The following is a 20,641-nucleotide window of genomic DNA, read 5'->3' on the forward strand; positions in this document are numbered from 1 at the left end:
GCCTGGACTGAGGTCTGCGGTGACACAGGTGCGCGCCTAGACTGCGGTGACGCTGACTAGGGAGTATCGAAGTGCTGCTGTTCCTGACCGCCGTCGACGCCCGGACGGGCGTCAGCCGCGACGTCACCATCGACGCCGAGGACGACACCACCGTCGGAGACCTCGCGGTCGCCGTGTCCGACGGCAACCGGCAGCAACCGGCGGGCCCTGACAACAGCGCCGTCCGGCTGCTCAGCAGCGCACCGAGCGCGACGAACGGCTCCGGCCCGAGCAGCCCCGGCCTGTTCCTCCGCGGCCGCCGCCTGCCCGACGACACCCCACTGAAGTCGTCGCCGATCCGGCACGGCGCCGTGGTCGGCATCGGCGGCCCGGTCAACGACCCCAGCATCGAACCCACCGGCCTCCTAGACCTCCGCTGCACCGGCGGCTACGGCGCCGGCCTGGCCCACCGGCTGGGCGCCGGTTCGTACCTGCTGGGGGCCGAGAACTCTGCCCTCCCGCTGGTTCCGGACTCTCCCGAGGTCGCCCTCTACCTGGAGGTCAACCGGTACGGGAAGGTCACCGTGCGCCCCGGAGCCGACGATCTCGGCACGATTCCCGCGCCGGACCGGGTGGAGCCGCTCGAAGGGCCGATCATCGTCGGCGACCAGTTGCCACCGGCCCCTAAACGTCGTTGGTGGCAACGCAGGCGGCGTACGGCGGAAACGCTGAGCACGTCGCGCGACACGATCAGCCCCGAAGATCCGCTGCCGTACGTGCGGCTGGACCGGGAGCCGGTCACCGGTGAGACCGAATGGGTCCCCGGTACGGTCCTCGGCGTCGGGCGCCAGTACTTCGAGCTGACCCTGGTCACCGCGCCGGATGCTTCCCTCACGCCGTCGACGGACGGCGCGACGATGGACTTCAACCGGCCACCGCGGTTGCTGCCGCCTCAGCGCAAGACCGAGTTCTCGCTGCCGGCCGTGCCGAACCGCCCGGAGAAGATGCCGATCCCGTTCCTGGTGGTGATCGCGCCGGTCTTCATGAGCGGCGCTTCCTACCTGTTCACGCATTCGCCGTACACATTGCTGTTCGCCGCGATGTCGCCGCTGATGATGGTCGCGAACTTCAGCAGCTCCCGCCGGATGCAGAAGCAGCAGTACCAACGCCAGCAGGACGAGTACCACGAACGCCTTCGCAAGGTGGAGCAGGACGCGTTCGAAAGCCTGGTCAACGAGCGAACCGCCAGGCGCCGGGACTGCCCCGACCCCTCGTCACTGCTGCTGTTCGCGAGCGGACCCCGGGCCCGGCTGTGGGAACGGCGACCGCAGGACCCCGACTGGCTCCTCGTCCGGGTCGGTACGGCGGACATCCCGAGCGCGGTGACGGTGAAGGACCCGTCCCGCATGCAGCACGAGGGACCGCTGCACTGGACGGCTCCCGACGTACCGGCCGCGGTTCCGCTCGGCGCCACCGGTGTGGTGGGTATCGCCGGTCCGGCCGATCTGCGGCACGCCGTGGCCCGCTCGATCCTGATTCAGCTCGCCACCATGCACAGCCCTGCGAACCTGCGGCTCGCCGTGATCGCCACCGCGGAACACCGCGACGTGTGGGCCTGGACCCCGTGGCTGCCGCACCTGCGGCGTCGCGACGCCGGTCTCGCCCTCGCCTCGGTCGGTACCGATCCCGAGGCAGCCGCGCGGCGGGTGAACGAGCTGCTGGGCGAACTCGAGCAGCGCAAGCAGCTGGAGGAGGAGCAGATCCCGTTCCCCGACCAGATCGTGGTGGTCCTGGACGGCGCGAACGAGCTGCGTCGCAACGGTGGCGTGGTCACCCTGCTTCGCCAAGGCCCGAAGTACGGGATCTTTCTGGTCTGTCTGGACGACGACCAGCGCCAGTTGCCGGAGGAATGCCGTGCGCTGGTGATCGGCACCGTCGACCAGGTGAGCCTGGCAACGACGCAGCGGGCAACGCTCGAGGGCATCCAGCCCGATCTGGTCGGAGTCAACTGGTGCGAGCGCCTCGCCCGAGCGCTCGCCCCCATCCGTGATGCGACCGCCGACGGCGCGGCGTCCTCGCTGCCCGACTCGTCCCGCCTGCTCGACATCCTCCGGCTGAACGACCCGACCGGTGACGACATCGTGGAGCGCTGGATGTCCGGCGGCCGGACCACCCGGGCCGTGGTCGGCGAGGGCATTGACGGAGCGTTCAGCCTCGATATCAGGACCGACGGCCCGCACGGCCTGGTGGCCGGTACGACGGGCTCCGGTAAGTCGGAGCTGCTGCAGACCATCATCGCGTCGCTTGCCGTCGGCAACCGTCCGGACGAGTTCACCTTCGTGCTGGTGGACTACAAGGGCGGCGCGGCCTTCAAGGACTGCAAGCTGCTGCCACACACCGTAGGAATGGTGACGGATCTCGATGGCCACCTCACCACCCGGGCGCTGGAGTCTCTCGGCGCGGAGCTCCGTCGGCGCGAGCACCAGCTCGCCGACGCCGACGCGAAGGACATCGACGACTACCTCGCCGCGAAGACCCCGGACGACCAGCCGATGCCTCGCCTGCTGCTCGTGATCGACGAGTTCGCCGCGATGGTCCAGGAGTTGCCGGACTTCGTCGACGGCCTGGTCGACATCGCCCGCCGGGGCCGGTCGCTCGGCGTACACCTGATCCTGGCCACGCAGCGCCCTTCCGGCGTGGTGTCGGCCGAGATCAAGTCCAACACCAACCTGCGGATCGCGCTGCGGGTGACCGACCAGCAGGACTCCGCCGACGTCATCGACGCCTCCGACGCGGCGCAGATCTCCAAGACCACCCCGGGCCGGGCGCTGGCCCGGCTGGGCCACTCGTCGCTGATCCCGTTCCAGTCGGCCCGGGTCGGCGGCCGGCCCCGCGGCGTCCAGGTCCGCAGCGACGTGAACATCCGCTCCTTCGACGTCCTCACCGCGAGCCGGAACCAGGTCGCGGCCGTGGTCGACGACGAGGACGACATCACCACGCCGACCGACCTGACCTCCCTGGTCCGCGCCATCGACAGTGCCACCGCCAAACTCCAGATCCCCCCGATCCCCTCCCCCTGGCTACCGGCTCTCGGTGAGACGATCACCCTCGACCAACTCGAGTTGCCGACGCTGACCCGCGGTGTGGTGCCGGCCCTGCCGATCGGGCTGGCCGACATCCCGCACGAGCAAAGCCAGCGCACCGAAACCTGGAACCTCGCCACGGCAGGTCACCTGGTCATCGCGGGAGCCAACCGGATGGGGCGCTCGACCGCACTGCGTTGTGTCGCCGGGGCGGTCGGACGGTTCTGCGATCCTCGAGACGTCCACCTTTTCGGTATCGACGCGGGCAACGGTGCATTGCTGCCGATGCTGTCGTTGCCGCACACGGGAGCTGTTGTCCAGCGCAACCAGGTGGACCGCATGTACCGGCTGCTCGGTCTGCTGAACGCCGAGGTCACGCGCCGCCAGCAGCTCCTTGCACAGCAAGGTTTCGCGGACATCAACGAGCAGCGCCAGGCGGTGCCGGCCGAACTACGGCTGGCCTACCAGGTGGTTCTCGTCGACCGGCTCGAGGGCTACATCGCCGCCTACGAGTCGCTGGACGGCGGCGTCCTCATCGACCAGCTGACGTCGCTGCTCCAGGAAGGCGCCGGAGTCGGGATCCGGCTGGTCATCTCGTCGGACCGCAGCGGCGTGATGGGCCGGATCTCGACCCTGATCGAGGACCGGATCATGCTGCGGATGCCGGATACCGCCGACTTCGCCGCGATCGGTCTCCGCAGCAAGGACGTCCCGACCTCGATGCCGCCCGGCCGTGGATTCCGCAGCGCCGAACGCCCCCGCGAGGTGCAGCTCGCGCTGCTGGCCGAGGACCCGTCCGGTGTGGCTCAGGTCGCCGCGTTGCAGCAGATCGGCCGGACGGCGACCGAAGCGGCCGGCCCGATGGTGGCTGCTGAGCGGGCGCTGCGGGTGGACGAGCTGCCGTTGAGCATCAGTGTGCCGGCCGCGCTCGACCTGGCCGAAGAGCCGCTCGCCGCCGGCCAGCTGGCGGTCGGAGTGGGTGGCGACACCCTCGGGCTGCTGCGGTACGAGCCCGCCGCCGACGGCCCCGGCTTCATCGTGGCCGGGCCGCCCCGCTCCGGCAAGAGCACCGCCCTGACCTTCATGGTGAAGGAGGCCACCCAGCGGGGCTGGCGGGTCATCATCATCACACCGCGGATCTCGCCGCTGCGGTCGCCGGAGATCAAGCGCGGCGTCAACGCCCGATACCAGGCCGACAGCGACCCCGCCGAGATCGACAAGCTACTGAAGTCGGTCACATCCCGGCATCTCGTGGTGATGGACGACTTCGACGTACTAGGGCCCGATCACCCGATCTCCGACGTGGTGGCCCAGCACTTCGGCCGGCTGCGCGACAGCGGCAACGCCGTCGTGGTCGCCTGTGGTCTGGACGAGGTCGGCGGGTACTACCGCGGCCTGACCGCGGAGATCCGCAAGGGCCGCACCGGCCTGTTGCTCGGTCCGCGGTCCTCGACCGACGGCGACGTGGTCAGCGTCCGGCTGCCGCGTTCGGCGACCGCCGCGATGCCGGCCGGCCGGGGTGTGTTCGCGCGTCCTGCGGGCTGGTCCTGGGCGCAGGTGCCGATCGACGAGTAGCCGGAGATGGCTCGGTCCCGCTGCATCGACCGGGGGCCGGACGTAGCTCGGTCCCGCTGCCAGGGTGGCAACGGGACCGGCAGCTGCGCGGACGTCAGCGCGGGGAGGTGACCTTCGGCAACTGCCGGTGCTGGCCCTCTTCTTTGGCGCCGATCTTGAAGTGCTCCTGCTGGAACGCGACGTCGTTGCCCGCGGCAGCGAATGCCTGGCACATCTTGGTCAGCGACGACTTGAAGTCGACCCAGGCCGAGTTGAACTCCTGGGCGCCCTTGGACTGCCACTCCTCGTTCGCACGGGAGAGCGCGGTGTCCACGTCGTTGATGATCTGGTCGGACCCGTTCATGCTCGACACGAGCTTGTCGTACAGGTTCTCGAGATCCTCGATATTCGCCTTAGCCATGTCTCAACCTCTCAGATTCCCGGTCCCCGCCCTGGAGACCTGCGGCCGATCGGCAGCACATTAGGACAATAGAGGGGTCACCCGGTCGATCGGGGTGGCCAACGGCCCGGTGGACCTCCGCGGCCACTATCCTGATCGGCGCAGAGCATCCCGAGAGGCGTGGACCATGGCTGACGAAGAACCCAATCTCTACAAAGACACGCTGCGTACGGCGTACACGACGACCGTTCCGAACGCGCGGGACTCCGTCCACCACGGCACCGGGCAGCCGGGCGACGCAATCTCCTCGGCGATCTCCAGCGGCGGCTGGAAGTGCGCGAAGGCCACCGAGTTCGTCACGGCTTTCAGTGGCAAGTGCAAGCTGATCATGCCGAAGTTCGACGAGGCGGTCAGCACGGTGAAGGCCGCGTACGACGCGGAGCCGGAGAAGGTGCCCGCGCACGACCCGCACGGCCTGGCCTGGCCGAGATCCTGGTCGATGCAGCGACGTATGCAGTGACCGTTTGACCCATGGCTCCCCGTAATCTGGCGGCGCGTGATCGAAGATCTGGGAGGGCTGAGGAAGAATGTCGGAATCGGTGGAGATCGACCACACCAAGCTCAAGGCGGCGTACGACGGCCTGGTGACGATGGTCGGAACGGCCAAGAGCGCTGCGACCTCGGCGTCCAACAACACGCCCGTCTCGATGCCGTCGATCGAGGGAGCCGAGTTCACCGGCCTGATGTCCTGGTTCGAGGACCAGAAGCCGGAGCTGAAGACGCGGCTCGACCTGGCGATCCTGCTGGACACCAAGGGCACCGGGCACGCGACGTACCAGGTCGACAAGGACACCCTCGACAACACCAAGACCCTGCTGGGGAACACGCTTGCTGACCGCGGCAGCGAGCTACGCCCGTCCGGTGACCCGAAGTTCATCCGGGCCTACAACGACATCCTGGCGTCGTACACCAACGACGGCAAAGTCATGTCGCCGATGTTCCAGAAGCTCGGTCCCGAGGGCACGCTGAAGGTACTCGCCAACATCGGCCAGAAGTCCATCCCGCCGATGGCAGAAGACGCCGCGGCCAAAAAGCGGCTGATGGACCTCTACCGCGAGGGTCTGGGTTCGGCATCGAAGGAGCCCGGGTTCCCGCACAAGGACTTCGCCGACGGCCTGATCAAGGCCGCTACGAAGGACCCTGAGGACTACGTAGGCCGTGGGGTGACCGGCTACGGCCTCACCTCGGCTCTCAGCGTGCTGATGTACAACGGCAAGTTCAGCGACGACTTCGCCGGCGACCTGGCGACCGGCCTGGACAAGTACGAGCGTCTCGACCACAAGAACCAGAACGGCCTCTGGGGTAATCGGCCTGGTTCGGAGGAGAATTTCCTCTGGGACCAGATGATCCCGTACGAGGCGGGCAACGCCGCCAAGGACCCGATGATCTCGATGAACTCGATGCTCGCGAACAGCCCGCACGCGGCCCTCGATTTCTTCAAGGACAACGAGCGGCAGAAGTACTACATCAAGGACCGCACCTGGGCCGGCGACGGCTACCAGAGTCTCAGTCACGTACTCGACGTCGCCACCACGGACCCGGACCTGATCAAGGGACCCGAGAGCAAGGACGCGGCCGAGCTCGCCGGTGCCACCGTCAACCTGCTCGGCCAGCGACGAGCGAGCGTCGAGGACATGCGCACGTTCATCGACGACATGCGCGGCGACTCGTCCAAGAACTTCGCCCACATCCTCGGCACCTACATGGTCGGGGCCGACCAGGCGGTGAACGGCGGGACCTACGCGTACAAGGACGGCGTGGACCCCAGCCAGAGCACCACCGCGACGCTGGATGCCTTCGGCAACGTTGTCAACATCCCGCTGTTCGACAAGGACGCACTGGCCAAGTTCGGCGTCGCCGCGATGAGCACCGACGACGGCATGCTCGAACTGCGGAACGCGACGAACCGCTACGAGTCGCAGAAGCTCACCGGCCTGGCCGGTCTGATCAATCACCCGAAGCCGGGCGTCGACGGCGAGGTGGCGTTGCAGAAGGGGATCAGCGAGAACGCACACCTCGAAGGACTGTTCCTCAAGGCCAACGGAGATGTCGCGATCGCCGAGGGTAAGGACCGCGACGAGGCGGTCGGCAAATGGATCGACCTCGGCGAGCAAGTGGTCGACCTGGTCCCGATCCCCGGTGTCGAGGGAATGGTCGACGGAACCGCGAAGGACGTCGTCAACATGGCCATCGACGAGGGCAAGTCGTCGGGTGTCGATTCGCTCAAGGAGAAGCTCGCACACTACGAGAAGGACGCCACCAAGAAGTCGAACGGCAACGTGGACGATGCGGTCGAGCAGCAGCAGTACCTGACCGCGACCGCGCTCTACGAGAACGATCTGGCGAACCACCCGGACGTCATCGAGAAGTCGCCCTTGTTCAAGGACGGCCACATGCTGACCTTCAGCGAGTACAAGCAGCTCAGCGATGCGGATCAGACCACGGTGCGGACGAAGCTGTACGGTGGTCTGGACGGAGTCGGTAACCACTGGGATCCGAACGAGTACAAAGAGGACCTCAAGAGTGATTTCCACGATTACTTCGAGTAGGACGCTTGTACTTTCCTTGCTGGTCGTCAGCGGCCTCGGCCTGCTGACAGCCTGCAAGGACGACGCAAAGACGGCGCCCCCGGCCCCGGTCGCCGGCATCGTCGAGCCCTCTGACCTACCGGGCTCCCCCAAGCAGGAGTCTCTGGCAGAGGACGGGATCCCGCTGAACGGCTGCACGCTCGGCGGGGCGATGAGCTTTCAGGAGCATGCGGACCACAAGCAGTTCGTCCAGTACACGCTCGGCGACACCGCGGTGAAGTCCTTCCTGTACACGTACCAGAACACCAGGAAGCTGACCGAGGACTGGGACTTCCTTGTCAACGGCAACAAGCGTTGCGTCGGCGGGATGACCCGCCCACCGCAAGGCGACTACAGCCTGCTCGAAGACCTCCCGGCAACAGCTACCGGGTACGACGCAATCCTGCGCAGCGACACCCAGGTCGTCCACTCACAACGAGCGTGGGCACGAAAGGGTGACGGAACCGTCGTCTCGGTCCTCGTCACCCGCACCGTCGACAAATCCGGCGCCGACCAAAGCCCAACCCTCCCCGTCGACGCCAAAGCCCTCACCCTCAAGGTCGCTGCAGAGTAGACCTCAGTGAATTCTCGCCGCGCATCTGCGCAGTTGGTGATCGGGCTGGCGCTTGTGGTCAGCCTTTCGGCCTGCGACAAGAAGGACGATCCGCCGGCGAGCGTCACCCCACCCGTAGGCGTCCTCCAGCCGGCTGACCTGCCGGGCAACCCGGCGCCCAAGGTGCTGGGGCAGGACGAGGGCGTGACGCGCTATTGCGGGCCCGTGCCCGAGATGCAGCTCCAGAAGAATGCCGCGAGCCGCTACATCGTCGAGTACAAGCTTGACGACCAAACCGTGATCCGGTCGTACAAGTACACCTACGGGACCGAAAAGAAGCGGACGGCAGACATCACGCATCTACGCGACGGCATCTCCCGCTGCGTCGCTAGCAATATCGGGCTCGGCGCGGACGACGAGAAGTTCACCGCCGTGGCAGATCTGCCGGCGACTGCCGCCGGCTACCACACCAGCCAGCAGAACGGCTCCGACTTCCGGATCGCGGAGCGTGTCTGGGCCTCGCAGGGCGACAAGGGCATCGTCTCCGTCGTAGTTCTGTACCAAGGCGGCCCCAAGCTCGACAAGCTCCCTGTCGACGCCGCCGAACTCGCCCAAAAGCTAACTACCCGCCAGTGAGCCTTTGGCCGAGGACGGGATCCCGCTGAACGGTTGCCACCTTGACGGCTCGCAAAGCTTTCAGCACCGCTCGGATCACAAGCAGTACGTCCAGTACAAGCTCGACCGGAGCCGTCGTTGGGTCAGCGGTTGACGACTGCTTGGACTTCGCCTACCCGGACTGCGGTGACTGAGGGGTTCACGACGGGCTGGGTCGGGAGCTCAGCTGGACCGCGGCCTGTCGCGGTCCAGGTGCCGTGCCAGGTTGTCTGGGTCGTGACCGCTGTCCCGGCTGCGGTGGCGCTGGCTTTGCCGAACCGGATGGTGCAGGCAGCGGCAGCCGAGGCCGTTGAGGAGTAGGGAACGCCCGGGCCGTCGCAGACGGCCGTCTCGGCGCCATCCGCCTGGACCGTCATCCCGGTCAGGTCGACGTCAACTTGGGCCCACGTCTCGCCGCCCATGGTGTTCGCGGTGGCTCGGACGTACAACTTGTCCCGGCGGTCTTTCAGCCAGACCCAGGTGTCCAGGTTGACGAAGGTGCCGTTGGTGCCGGTTGCCTTTGGGTTCCAGTCGATCGCGGGGGTCGGCAGGGCCATCTCTGCGATGGCGGCGTCTCGCAGGACCTCCGGCGGAACCGGCGGCACCGGGACGGGCCGACCTGCCGGGACGTAGGTGAACGGGTGCGCCTTGAAGAACGCGTCGGCGACGGCGAAGAAGTCCTTGATCGAGCCGTCATAGTTGCCGGAGCTGCAGGTTCCACCCCACCAGTGACCGGTGGTGTCGTCCTTGTATTGCTCGTACCCCGGCTCGGCCGTCATGTTCTCGCCCATGTGAGCGTTCAGCCAGGCCATGCCCTTACCGGCGTACTTGCCGGTGCCGGTGACGAACTCGTAGTACTCCTTGCCGGTAAAACTCGGCTCCATCCAGCAAGGCGAAGGTACGGAGACCTGCCTGGACACGGCGTGCCCCGGCGAACCACCCTTCAAGGCCGTGCCGGACACCGTGATCGTGATCGTGCCGCCGTTGGTGGTGGGCGTATGTGTCTCGCCGCCACCTCCTTCGCCTCCGGTGGCGCGAGCAGACATCGGCACAGCAACCATCAGCCCAACGGTCAGGCTTGTGGCCAACAGGAACCTGCTCAAACTCCTCAACATGGATTCTTCTCCAGTCGATAATCCGTGATTCGCCAGCCTCCGGCGCTCTGCGACGCGATAGCGCCGACTTCGAGGCGTGGCTGCTGCTTGATGACGTCGGACTGGTACCGCGATCCGTTCGGCCGGATGACCACCGACTTCGACTGATCGAAGCAGCCGCCGATCAGCACGGAGGCCTGACCGACCTGTTCCACCTTGGCCGTCACAGTCAAGGTGCCACCCAGCCGATCGCCGTCTTTGGTCTGGTTCTTCAGTACCTTCTGCACGTAGGCCACCACGGTCGGACCTGCGACCGAGCTGATCGTTGGATCAAAGGTGTCTGTACCGAGGATTCCCCGAAACGTCTGCTGAAACACCCTGTAAGTCTTCAGCGCCGGGCGTGCCTTGGCATCCACGGTTGCCGGCTGGTTGAAGACCAGGGTCAACTGCCCGTACTTCGTGACGACCTGGGTCGGGTCGGCAGTCGGCGTCGGGGTGCTGGATGGGGTCGAGGTGCTGGGGGTGCTGGGCTCGGGCGTCAGGGTTGGCAGGTCGCCTGCCTTGTCGTCCTTGCCGCCGCAGGCTGCCAGCGAACACGCCAACGCTGCTGAGATCAGCACCGGCCAGACACGAGACCTCGTCATACTTCTAACCCCTGAGTTCAGTAGAAATCCAGCAACGGCAGATTAGCGGACAGTCCCGGTCATTCCGGCCAATCGGACTCGGTGCGATCAGTCGCTCACAATTCGTAGCCAGTGCTTCAGCACTTCGACGCACTCAGAACGTACTCATCGACTCGCCACGGGCCGGCGGTTTTGGTGAGCATCGCCCGCAGAGCCATCGTCGGCCCTCGCTTTACCGTCGGATCGACATACCGACTGCCGTCGGCCCGGACCGTCATCAGTTCCGACTGATCGAAGCATCCGTCCACCATCACCAGCGAGGTACCGACCTTGACCTTCGTCGTGCGGATCGTCAGTTGCCCCGCGCCACGTTCCTTGGCCTGGCGCTGGGGCTCAAGCAGGTCATTCAGAATCTTGGCCGTGGCCGGATTCGCCAACTGCGAGAACTTAGCGGGTGTTGGAGCACCCGCCACCATCTCGGCAAACAACTGATCAAATTGCTGCAGAGCTTCTACGGCCGACGCTGCCTTCAGGTCCATCGTTGCGGGGCGCAACAACACCAGCGTGAGGTCCTGATACCTGCCCACCACACGGGTCGGCGCCGCCGTCGGTTTCGGCGACGCTGTAACGCTCGCCGTCGGGGCCCGCGATGACGCTGTCCTTGAGGGAGTGCCATCCGGGGTGGGTACGCCGCCATCCTTGTCGTTGTCGCCGCAAGCAACCAGTACAGACACCGGCACAGCGGCGATGACCGGGAAGATGTGGGACTTCGTCATTGACGCGCACTCCTGAGCAAGGGATAACCGAGCCAAAGCAGGCTACGGGATCTCCGGTTCTAGGCGGTGATGCGGTCGATGATGAGGGGGGTTGGTTCGTACGGCGTGCCGGGGTCGGCGATGGAAACCGCGGCTGTCAGGGATTCCAGGGCTCGGGGGAAGCGGGTGGGGTCGTCGGTGTGGAGGGTCAGGAGGGGTTGGCCGGCGGTGATGGGGTCGCCTGGTTTGGCGTGGAGTTCTATGCCGGCTACTGGGGAGACGGGGTCTTCCTTGCGGGCCCGGCCGGCGCCGAGGCGCCAGGCGGCGACGCCGATGGCCAGGGCGTCCAGTTTGGTGAGGGTGCCGGAGGAGTCGGCGGTGACGACGTGGGTTTCGGGGGCTACCGGCAACGAGGCGTCGGGGTCGCCGCCCTGGGCGGAGATCATCCGGCGCCACGCGTCCATCGCCGTACCGTCGCGGAGCTTTTCCGCCGGATCCACGTCGGTGACTCCGGCGGCGGCGAGCATTTCGGTGGCGAGGGCGATGGTGAGTTCGACGACGTCGGCGGGGCCGCCACCGGCCAGGACCTCGACGGATTCCCTGACCTCCAAGGCGTTCCCGGCGGTCAGGCCGAGCGGGGTCGACATGTCGGTCAGCAGCGCGACCGTTCGAACCCCGGCATCGGTGCCCAGCGCAACCATTGTCTCCGCGAGTTCGCGGGCATCGGCGACGTCCTTCATGAAGGCACCGGAGCCGACCTTGACGTCGAGCACCAGCGCACCGGTGCCCTCGGCGATCTTCTTGCTCATGATCGAGCTGGCGATCAGCGGGATCGCCTCGACCGTCCCGGTGACGTCGCGGAGCGCGTAGAGCTTCTTGTCGGCCGGAGCCAGGCCGTCACCCGCCGCGCAGATCACGGCGCCGACGTCCTCGAGCTGATTCATCATTTCCGAGTTGGACAAAGCCGCCCGCCAGCCAGGGATCGACTCGAGCTTGTCCAGCGTGCCGCCCGTGTGGCCGAGTCCGCGCCCGGACAGCTGCGGTACGGCGACGCCGCAAGCCGCGACCAACGGGGCCAGCGGCAACGTGATCTTGTCCCCCACTCCACCGGTGGAGTGCTTGTCGGCGGTCGGCCGTGACAGCTTGGCGAAGTCCATCCGCTCGCCCGACGCGATCATCGCCGCCGTCCAGCGAGCGATCTCGCGCCGGTTCATCCCGTTGAGCAGGATCGCCATCGCCAGCGACGACATCTGCTCCTCGGCGACCGCGCCGCGCGTGTAGGCATCGATCACCCAGTCGATCTGCCCGTCGCTCAGCTCGCCACGGTCGCGCTTGGTACGGATGACGTCGACGGCGTCGAAGCTCTCGGTCACTTGTTCTCCAACTCCTCGGGCCCGAAGGCATCGGGCAGAAGCTCACCCAGCGGCCGGATACCGGTATGCGTCTCCAGCAGCAGTTCAGGGCCACCGTGCTCGTACAGGAGCTGGCGGCACCGCCCACAAGGCAGCAACACGCCTCCCTGGCCGTTCACGCACGAGAAGGCGACCAGACGCCCGCCCCCGCTGACCAGCAGTTCCGAGATCAACCCACACTCCGCGCACAGGCCGAGCCCGTACGACGCGTTCTCCACGTTGCAGCCGACAACCACGCGGCCGTCGTCCACCAACGCGGCCGCCCCGACCGGGAATCCGGAGTACGGCGCGTAGGCACGACCCATCGCCTCTACAGCAGCGGCCCGCAGAGCATCCCAGTCGATCGCTGCATCACTCCGCACAGCGTTATCCCGCCTGGCCGCGTCTGTATCTGACACCGTCCGCGGCGGGCATCCGGAGTCTCTGCGCCGCCAAACCGAGCACCAGGATCGTCGTCACGTACGGTGTCATCCTGGTGAAGTCGCCCGGCACCTCGTCGGTGGTGAAGAACCACACGGCGAAGCCCACGCCGATCAGCAAGGACGTGATCGCAGCCACCCGGAGTCCCCGCCGGAACTGCAGCACGGCGACGCCCAGCAGGATCACCGCAACGATGATCAGCAGCGCGTGCACCGCCTCGCCGCCGGCCCGCAGCTGGAGCGCGTCGGTGTAGCCGAACAGGACCGAACCCAGCACCAGGCCGGCCGGACGCCAGTTACCGAAGATCATCGCCGCCAGGCCGATGTAGCCGCGGCCGCCGGTCTGACCGTTCTGGTACAGCCCGGACGAGACGAGCACGATGAACGCCCCACCGATACCGGCGATCGCACCCGAGGCGAGAACCGCCATGAACTTGTACCGGTACACGTTGATGCCCAGCGTCTCGGCGGCCATCGGGCTCTCACCGCAGGACCGCAGCCGCAACCCGAACGACGTACGCCACAAGAGCCACGCGCTGCCGACGATCAGCACGATCGCCAGCAGCGTCATGATCGAGAGCTGGGTGGTCACCGCCCCGATCACCGAGGCGAGGTCGGAGATGACGAACCAGTGTTTGCCCTGCAGGGTGTTCATCGAGTCCGACAGGCCGGGCACGGTGATGTCCAGCGGTACGTCGAGCGGTGGCGACTGGGTCGGCCCGCCGCCCTTGAGTGCGGAGAACCAGGTGTCCGCCAGGAAGGCCGCAGCGCCGATCGCGATGATGTTGATGGCCACACCGGAGACGATGTGATCGACCCCGAACGTCACCGTCGCCAGGGCGTGCAGCGCGGCGCCGATCGCGCCGAAGAGCATCGCGCCGACGATGCCGGCCCACGGTCCGTACCAGAAGCCGAAGTACCCGGCGCCGATGGTGCCCAAGATCATCATGCCCTCGAGGCCGATGTTGACCACCCCCGCGCGCTCGGACCACAGCCCGGCCAAGGCCGCCAGCGCGATCGGCACCGAGGCGTTCACGGCCTCCCGCAGGGTGCCGGCCGAGTCGACCTCGTTGGCACCGGTGAGCACCCGGACCAGCGAGAGCAGGGCGAATCCGGCCACCAGCCAGACCCAGATGCTGATCCGTCGGCGCGGTACGAGCTGCGGCGCCGGAGCTCCGGCCGGCCGGAGTTCTTCGGGAGCCATGGTCATCGGGTCGCCTCCGAGGTCGCGCCGGCCGGAGCCGAGCGGTTGAGTTCTGCTGCCACCCTTTGCTGTTCGAGCGCCGTCCGATAGCGGCGGACCACCTCGTAGGCGATGACGACGGCCAGCACGATGACACCTTGGGTGATCGAGACGATGTCTGGCGACACCTGCGCCTTGATCTCCAGCAGATTGCTCTGCTCGCTGAGGTAGGAGAACAGCAAGGCTCCGACGGCGATGCCGACCGGGTTGTTCCGGCCGAGCAGCGCCACCGCGATGCCGGCGAATCCGATGCCGGACTGGAACGTGGTCCCGTAGTTGTGGGAGTCGCCGAACAGCAGCGGCATCCCGATCAGACCGGCCACCGCTCCGGAGATCACCATCGACACGACGACCATCCGGCGTACGTCGATGCCGCTGGCCACCGCCGCGCTCGCCGACGTGCCGGTGGCGCGCAGCTCGAAGCCGAACCGTGAGCGGTTCAGCAGGATCGAGTAGGCGACGCCGCCGACCACCGCGAGCAGCGACAACCCGAGCACCTCGTTGGGGGCCGACGGCAACAATGGGATGCCGGAAACCCAGCTGTCCTTGGGGATCTGCTTGGTCGCCAGGTTGCTGCCGGTGGTCTGCCCTACCTTGCGCAGCAGGTACGCCGTGAGCGATACCGCGATCGCGTTGAGCATGATCGTCGAGATCACCTCGCTGACGCCGCGGGTCACCTTCAGCAGGCCGGCGATCGAGGCCCAGGCGGCACCGACCACCATCGCGACGATGATCGCCGCCACCACGTTGAGAGGCCCCGGCAACCAGCCCTGCGCGGCGAACACCGCTGCGCTGAAGACCGCAACCTGGTACTGGCCTTCGACCCCGATGTTGAACAGGTTCATCCGGAAACCGATCGCGGCCGCCAGGCCGGACAGGTAGAGGATCGACGCGTTGTTCAAGATGTTGATCACGTTGCGAGCGGCAGGCGCAGTGAAGATGGTGCTGAGGAAGCCCGAGACCGAGCTGCCGGCCGCCAGCAGGATCACACAAGTGATCAGCAGGGCGACGATCACAGCGAGCACCGGCGCGGCCAGTGCGAGCAGGAACCTTCGGGCGTCAAACCTGGTACCCATCACTCCTCATCTCCAGCACCGGTCATGGCGGAGCCGAGCTGCTCCGGGGTGACCGTGTCGGGGTCGAATTCACCGACCAGCCGTCCGCGCAGGATCACCCGGATCTGGTCCGACAGTCCGATCAGCTCGTCCAGGTCGGCAGAAATCAGCAACACGGCGAGGCCACGGCGACGGGCCTCCCGGATGTGGTCCCAGATAGCGGCCTGGGCGCCGACGTCCACCCCTCGGGTCGGGTGTGAGGCGATCAGCAGCACCGGCTCGCCGCTCATCTCCCGGCCCACGATGAACTTCTGCTGGTTGCCACCCGACAGAGCGCGGGCGGTCGTGTCGATGGACGGCGTACGGACGTCGTACTGCGTGACGATGCGCTCACTGTCCTTGCGGGCACCGGCCTTGTTGATCCAGGGACCGCGCACACTCGGCGGCCGGTCCTGGTGACCGAGGATCCGGTTCTCCCAGAGCGGGAAGTCGAGCAACAGGCCGTGGCGCTGCCGGTCCTCGGGGACGTAGCCGATCCCCGCCCGGCGACGTGCGGCGGTCGTCCAGTCCGTGATGTCCTCGGTACCGAGCAGAACACGGCCGGAGGTGGCCGGTCGCATCCCCATGATCAGCTCGACCAACTCGGTCTGGCCGTTGCCCTCGACGCCGGCGATGCCGAGCACCTCGCCTCGGTGGATCTGCAGCGAGACGCCGTCCAGCAGTGCGCGAGTGCCGGCGCCGGCCAGCGTCACGCCCTCCAGCGCGAGCTGGACGGTCTCGGTGACGGTCGACTCCTCCGTACTGGGCGACGGCAACTCCGAACCCACCATCAGCTCGGCCAACTGGCGGGAGGTGACGGACTCGGGCAGCACGGAGGCGACGGTGGTCCCCCGGCGCATCACGGTGATGTCGTCGGCGACGGCCAGCACCTCGTCGAGCTTGTGCGAGATGAAGAGCAGGGTGAATCCCTGGGCCTTGAGTTCGCGCAGGTTGCCGAACAGCGCGTCGACCTCCTGCGGGACCAGGACCGCGGTCGGCTCGTCGAGGATGATGATCTTCGCACCGCGGTAGAGGACCTTGAGGATCTCGATCCGCTGCCGCTGGCCGACGCCGAGGTTCTCGACGAGGTCGTCGGGCGACAGGCCGAAGCCATAGGCATCGGACAACTCCTGGATCTTGGCCCGGGCGCGGTCGCCGATACCGTAGAGCTTCTCGGCACCGAGGACGACGTTCTCCACCACAGTGAGGTTGTCGGCCAGCATGAAGTGCTGGAAGACCATCCCGACGCCCTGCTTGATGGCGTCGGCCGGAGAGTGCAGCACGACCTGCTCGCCGTTGATCTCGATCGAGCCTTCGTCCGGCTTCTGTACGCCGTACAGGATCTTCATCAAGGTCGATTTCCCGGCGCCGTTCTCACCCACCAGAGCGTGAACGGTGCCGCTGCGGACGTCGATGTCGACGTCGTGGTTGGCCACCACACCGGGGAAGCTCTTGCCGATTCCCCGCAGCCGAACGGCCATCGCCTGAGTCAAGGTGTCGATGTCACACGCTCCCAGATCCCTCCGGCGACACCGTTGCCGCCCGGATACAGGCCTCGGGCCCGGCAGAGAACGCTACCGCGTCACCGCCGAGCCCGAGGGTTACCGTCGTCAGAGCTTCGAAGGTGCCTTCAGCTCACCGGAGATGAGCTTGGCCTTGTACTCCTCGATCTTCGGGGCGATGTCGTCGACGAAACCACCGCTGGTCGCGTAGCCGACGCCGTCACGCTTGATGTCGTAGGTGTCGAAGCCGGCCTTGCTGGTGCCGTCCTTGACCGCCTTCACATAGTCGAAGACGGCGACGTCGACGCGCTTGAGCGACGAGGTGAGGATGTGCTTCTGCTGATCCGGAGTCGCGCTCTGGTACTGGTCGGAGTCGACGCCGATCGCCCAGATGCCGTCCGGCTTGGTCGCGACGGTGTCGAACAGGCCACCACCGGACAGGCCGGATGCGTGGAACACGATGTCCGAACCCGCGTCGTAGAGGGCGGTGGCCGCGGTCTTCGCGCCACCCGGGTTCGCGAACGCCTTCTTGTCAGCCGCGTCCGACAGCCACTTCATGTCGACCTTGATGCTCGGGTCGACGGCAGCCACGCCCGCCTTGTAGCCGGCCGCGAACGGGTCGATCACCGGGCCACGCACACCGCCGATGAAGCCGACGTGCTTGGTCTTGGTCTTGAGGCCCGCGGCGACACCGACCAGGAACGCGCCCTGCTCGGCCGAGAACACCAGGTTCGTGACGTTCGGGGCTTCACCGAAGCCGTCGACGATGGCGAACTTCACCTTCGGGTACTCCTTGGAGACCTTGACGACCTCCTCGGTGTAGACGAAGCCGACGCCGATGACCGGGTTGTAGCCCGCCTCGGCGAGCGTGCGCAGCCGCTCCTCCTTCGCGGAGTCGGGCTCGTCCGCGGCGGCCTCGGACTCCTCACAGCTGGCACCAAGCTCCTGGATGGACTTCTTCACGCCTGCGGCGGCGAGGTCGTTGAACGAGTGGTCACCGCGACCGCCGATGTCGTAGGCCAGCCCGATCTTGGGGCCGGTGCCGGACTTGTCGGCGCACAGCTCGTCACTCCCGGACGCGCTGGTGTTGTCCTTCTTCGCACAGCCCGTCAGAATGACTGCCACGGCGACGGCGATCGCCGCCAGCTTGGTCGTGTGCCGCAAAATGCCTCCTCGGTCATTGATCGCCCCGTGCAGGCGTTCGCAGCGACACGATAGACCGCGTTCAACCGCCCAGCCACCAGCGATGCCGAGCTAGGATTCTCGTTACTCAATCGTAGTTTCGGCCGTCACCCTCCGCCAGACGGCCATCGCGCCGGGTGAGACGCCGCCGACCGGCTGTACCGGAAGCGGTTGCCGTCGGCGCCGATGCGAGAATCGCGGAATGACACTTTCGCAACCGCCGCTGCTCGCCGACGTGCGGAGCCGTGTCGAAGAGGTCCGGGACGAGATCGTGGCGATCCGCCGCGACCTGCATGCCCATCCGGAGCTCGGCTGGAACGAGGTACGTACCACCGGGCTGATCCGCCAGCGCCTGACGGCAGCCGGGCTGTCGCCGCAGGTGCTGCCGACCGGGACCGGCCTGATCTGCGACATCGGCTCGGGAGACACCTGCATCGCGCTCCGCGCCGACATCGACGCGCTGCCGGTGCCTGACGGCAGCGACTCGCCCTTCCGGTCGACTCAGGAGGGCATCGCCCACGCCTGCGGGCATGACGTCCACACCGCGGCTCTGCTCGGCGCGGCACTCGTGCTCGCGCGGATGGCGGCCGAGGGAGAGCTGAACCACCGGGTGCGGCTGATCTTCCAGCCGGCCGAAGAGGTGATGCCCGGTGGAGCGCTCGGCGTGATCGCGGCCGGCGGGATGGAGGGTGTCCGCCGGATCTACGGCCTGCATTGCGATCCCCGGCTGCCGGTCGGCCAGGTCGGCCTGCGGGTCGGCGCGCTGACCGCCGCCGCCGACCGGATCCTGGTCCGGCTGACCGGTCCGGGCGGGCACACGTCGCGGCCGCACCTCACCGGCGATCTCGTCTATGCCCTCGCCACCGTGGTCACCGAACTCCCCGCGGCGCTGTCCCGCCGGGTCGATCCCCGGGCCGGGATGTCGCTGGTCTGGGGCCGGATCACCGCCGGCTCGGCCGCGAACGCGATCCCGTCCCGCGGCGAGGCCGAAGGCACCCTGCGCTGCCTGGACGTCAACGCCTGGCGACTGGCCGCCGAACTGATCCCGACCGTGGCCGGGCAACTGATCGCCCCGTACGGCGTCGAGGTGAGCACCGAGGTCACCCACGGCGTGCCGCCGGTGATGAACGACCCGGGGGCGATCGACGTACTGCGGCGCGTCGTCGTCGAGACGATCGGTCCCGACGCGGTGGCCACCACCGATCAGAGCCTGGGCGGCGAGGACTTCGCCTGGTATCTCGAGCACGTCCCCGGCGCGATGGCCCGGCTCGGCGTCCGCCCAGCCGGCGTCGACGAAGCGGCCGACCTGCACACGCCCGGTTTCGACCCGGACGAGGACGCCATCACCATCGGAATGACGGTGCTGGCGTCCTGCGCCCTGCTGGACTGATCAGCGGTTGGGAACCTGAATCTCGGCCACCGGCACGTTGACGGTGGTCGCACGGGTGAGTGACGCCGTGCCGCTCTGCGGACCGCCACTGTCCTGCCCGGTCCAGTTGGCCGTCCAGGTGACGGTCGCGGTCACCGGCCACCCGGCATTGGCCTGGTCGAAGGTCACCAGACACGCGTTGGCTTCCGACTTGCCCGCGCCGAAGCTGTACTTGGCGTGGCTGACGTCGCACGTGTTGGAGCCTGCCACCGACGTGATCGCCACGTCGCCGCTGGTCGCTTCCAGCGTCATGTTCACCGGGGTCCCCGGGACGGAGGCGGTGAGCCGCAGGACGCCGTCGTCGGCCAGCGACCGGTCCGGGTTCGTCACCCAGAACCAGCTCGGCAGATTGACGATGGCCGCACCGCCGGACGTTGCCACCTTCGGGTTCCGGTCCAGGGTGGGCGCGACGATCTGCTTCTGCGCCTCGTCCCAGAGCACGTCGGCGAGGTTCTTGACCGCGATCAACGGTTCGGGGACCTCACCCGGCAGGAAGGCCCGGTAGGACCGCCAGATCTGGGTGCCCATGAAGGTGCCGCCGAGGCTGGTATACCCCTCGGTCAGCGGGTTCACGCCGTCGGCGCAGTCCACCTGGTACCAGCGGTAGGCCTTGCCCGCCTTCGACTCCGCGGTGATCTTCGCGATCTCGTCACCGGGCGGGAAGGCGAGGTTGCCGGCCCCGGCGTGGCCCTGGAGCGGGTTCTCGTTGTGATACTTCTCGAACGCCTCGGGCGAACTGGTATCGGCGCCGTTGACGTCGAAGGACACCGGCTTCCACCAGCACTTGGCCGGGACCGAGATGGTCCTCGAGCCACCCTGGATGATCTTGCCCGAGTCGCTGGTGACGTTCACCCTGACCGAGACCTTGAAGCCCTGGCCACCGTACGTCGGGTCATCACCGATGGATGCGGTGGCCAGCGGAGCCGTCACAGCTCCGGCCGCCAGCGCCAGGATGGTGATCGGGATCACTCGCTTCATGAAATCGCTCCCCAGAAGGCGGTCAACACGGTCAATGGTAATGGGACGGAGGTCTACCCG

The 20,641-nt window shown here is 67.3% G+C and carries 17 protein-coding genes; 6 read left to right on the forward strand and 11 right to left on the reverse strand.

The window, feature by feature from the left end; all coding sequences use genetic code 11:
* Positions 1–71 precede the first annotated feature (71 nt).
* A complete protein-coding gene (locus ABZ004_RS23815; protein WP_355682846.1) occupies positions 72–4,637 on the forward strand; it encodes an FtsK/SpoIIIE domain-containing protein in 4,566 nt (1,521 codons plus the stop codon).
* Between the two features lie 94 nt (positions 4,638–4,731).
* Here ABZ004_RS23815 and ABZ004_RS23820 read toward each other — a convergent pair whose 3' ends face one another.
* Complete coding sequence (locus ABZ004_RS23820; protein ID WP_355682848.1) at positions 4,732–5,037, reverse strand: hypothetical protein; 306 nt, start codon at positions 5,035–5,037, stop codon at positions 4,732–4,734.
* A gap of 166 nt (positions 5,038–5,203) precedes the next feature.
* Between ABZ004_RS23820 and ABZ004_RS23825 the strand changes: the two genes are divergently transcribed.
* From ABZ004_RS23825 to ABZ004_RS23840, 4 genes are all read left to right on the forward strand, one after another.
* Entirely contained in the window at positions 5,204–5,536 is a 333-nt protein-coding gene (locus ABZ004_RS23825; RefSeq protein ID WP_355682850.1) for a hypothetical protein, read from the forward strand.
* A 67-nt stretch (positions 5,537–5,603) separates the two neighbouring features.
* Positions 5,604–7,625, forward strand: coding sequence for a hypothetical protein (locus tag ABZ004_RS23830; RefSeq protein ID WP_355682852.1), 2,022 nt, complete (start codon positions 5,604–5,606; stop codon positions 7,623–7,625).
* Positions 7,600–8,217: a hypothetical protein gene (locus ABZ004_RS23835; RefSeq protein ID WP_355682853.1), complete on the forward strand. Its 618-nt coding sequence runs from the start codon at positions 7,600–7,602 to the stop codon at positions 8,215–8,217. Before ABZ004_RS23830 ends, ABZ004_RS23835 begins: the two co-directional genes overlap by 26 nt.
* A 6-nt stretch (positions 8,218–8,223) precedes the next feature.
* Complete coding sequence (locus tag ABZ004_RS23840; protein ID WP_355682855.1) at positions 8,224–8,832, forward strand: hypothetical protein; 609 nt, start codon at positions 8,224–8,226, stop codon at positions 8,830–8,832.
* 122 nt (positions 8,833–8,954) lie between these two features.
* On the opposite strand, the gene ABZ004_RS23845 is transcribed toward ABZ004_RS23840, so the two are convergent.
* The 9 genes from ABZ004_RS23845 to ABZ004_RS23885 form a co-directional block, all read right to left on the reverse strand.
* Complete coding sequence (locus tag ABZ004_RS23845) at positions 8,955–9,911, reverse strand: hypothetical protein (protein ID WP_355682857.1); 957 nt, start codon at positions 9,909–9,911, stop codon at positions 8,955–8,957.
* 47 nt (positions 9,912–9,958) lie between these two features.
* Positions 9,959–10,588 carry a hypothetical protein gene (locus ABZ004_RS23850; protein ID WP_355682859.1) on the reverse strand — a complete coding sequence of 210 codons (630 nt, stop codon included), beginning with the start codon at positions 10,586–10,588 and terminating at the stop codon, positions 9,959–9,961.
* A gap of 116 nt (positions 10,589–10,704) precedes the next feature.
* Positions 10,705–11,343, reverse strand: a complete 639-nt coding sequence (locus ABZ004_RS23855) for a hypothetical protein (RefSeq protein ID WP_355682861.1) — start codon at positions 11,341–11,343, stop codon at positions 10,705–10,707.
* A gap of 59 nt (positions 11,344–11,402) precedes the next feature.
* Positions 11,403–12,695 (reverse strand): thymidine phosphorylase, encoded by a 1,293-nt coding sequence (locus tag ABZ004_RS23860; RefSeq protein ID WP_355682863.1) that lies wholly within the window; start codon positions 12,693–12,695, stop codon positions 11,403–11,405.
* Positions 12,692–13,096 (reverse strand): cytidine deaminase, encoded by a 405-nt coding sequence (locus tag ABZ004_RS23865; RefSeq protein WP_355682865.1) that lies wholly within the window; start codon positions 13,094–13,096, stop codon positions 12,692–12,694. The genes ABZ004_RS23860 and ABZ004_RS23865 overlap by 4 nt, the downstream gene beginning before the upstream one ends.
* A gap of 4 nt (positions 13,097–13,100) precedes the next feature.
* Complete coding sequence (locus tag ABZ004_RS23870) at positions 13,101–14,363, reverse strand: ABC transporter permease (protein ID WP_355682867.1); 1,263 nt, start codon at positions 14,361–14,363, stop codon at positions 13,101–13,103.
* Positions 14,360–15,472: an ABC transporter permease gene (locus ABZ004_RS23875; RefSeq protein WP_355682869.1), complete on the reverse strand. Its 1,113-nt coding sequence runs from the start codon at positions 15,470–15,472 to the stop codon at positions 14,360–14,362. The genes ABZ004_RS23870 and ABZ004_RS23875 overlap by 4 nt, the downstream gene beginning before the upstream one ends.
* The gene (locus ABZ004_RS23880) at positions 15,472–16,971 is read right to left on the reverse strand and encodes an ABC transporter ATP-binding protein (RefSeq protein WP_355682871.1); all 1,500 of its coding nucleotides are present in this window, start codon (positions 16,969–16,971) and stop codon (positions 15,472–15,474) included. Before ABZ004_RS23880 ends, ABZ004_RS23875 begins: the two co-directional genes overlap by 1 nt.
* A gap of 129 nt (positions 16,972–17,100) precedes the next feature.
* Positions 17,101–18,156: a BMP family ABC transporter substrate-binding protein gene (locus tag ABZ004_RS23885; protein ID WP_355682873.1), complete on the reverse strand. Its 1,056-nt coding sequence runs from the start codon at positions 18,154–18,156 to the stop codon at positions 17,101–17,103.
* A 220-nt stretch (positions 18,157–18,376) separates the two neighbouring features.
* On the opposite strand from ABZ004_RS23885, the gene ABZ004_RS23890 reads away from it, so the two are divergent.
* A complete protein-coding gene (locus tag ABZ004_RS23890) occupies positions 18,377–19,564 on the forward strand; it encodes an amidohydrolase (protein WP_355682874.1) in 1,188 nt (395 codons plus the stop codon).
* On the opposite strand, the gene ABZ004_RS23895 is transcribed toward ABZ004_RS23890, so the two are convergent.
* Positions 19,565–20,581, reverse strand: a complete 1,017-nt coding sequence (locus tag ABZ004_RS23895; protein ID WP_355682876.1) for a hypothetical protein — start codon at positions 20,579–20,581, stop codon at positions 19,565–19,567.
* Positions 20,582–20,641: the final 60 nt, after the last annotated feature.

The sequence above is a fragment of the Kribbella sp. NPDC006257 genome, assembly GCF_040613535.1.
GTDB lineage: Bacteria > Actinomycetota > Actinomycetes > Propionibacteriales > Kribbellaceae > Kribbella.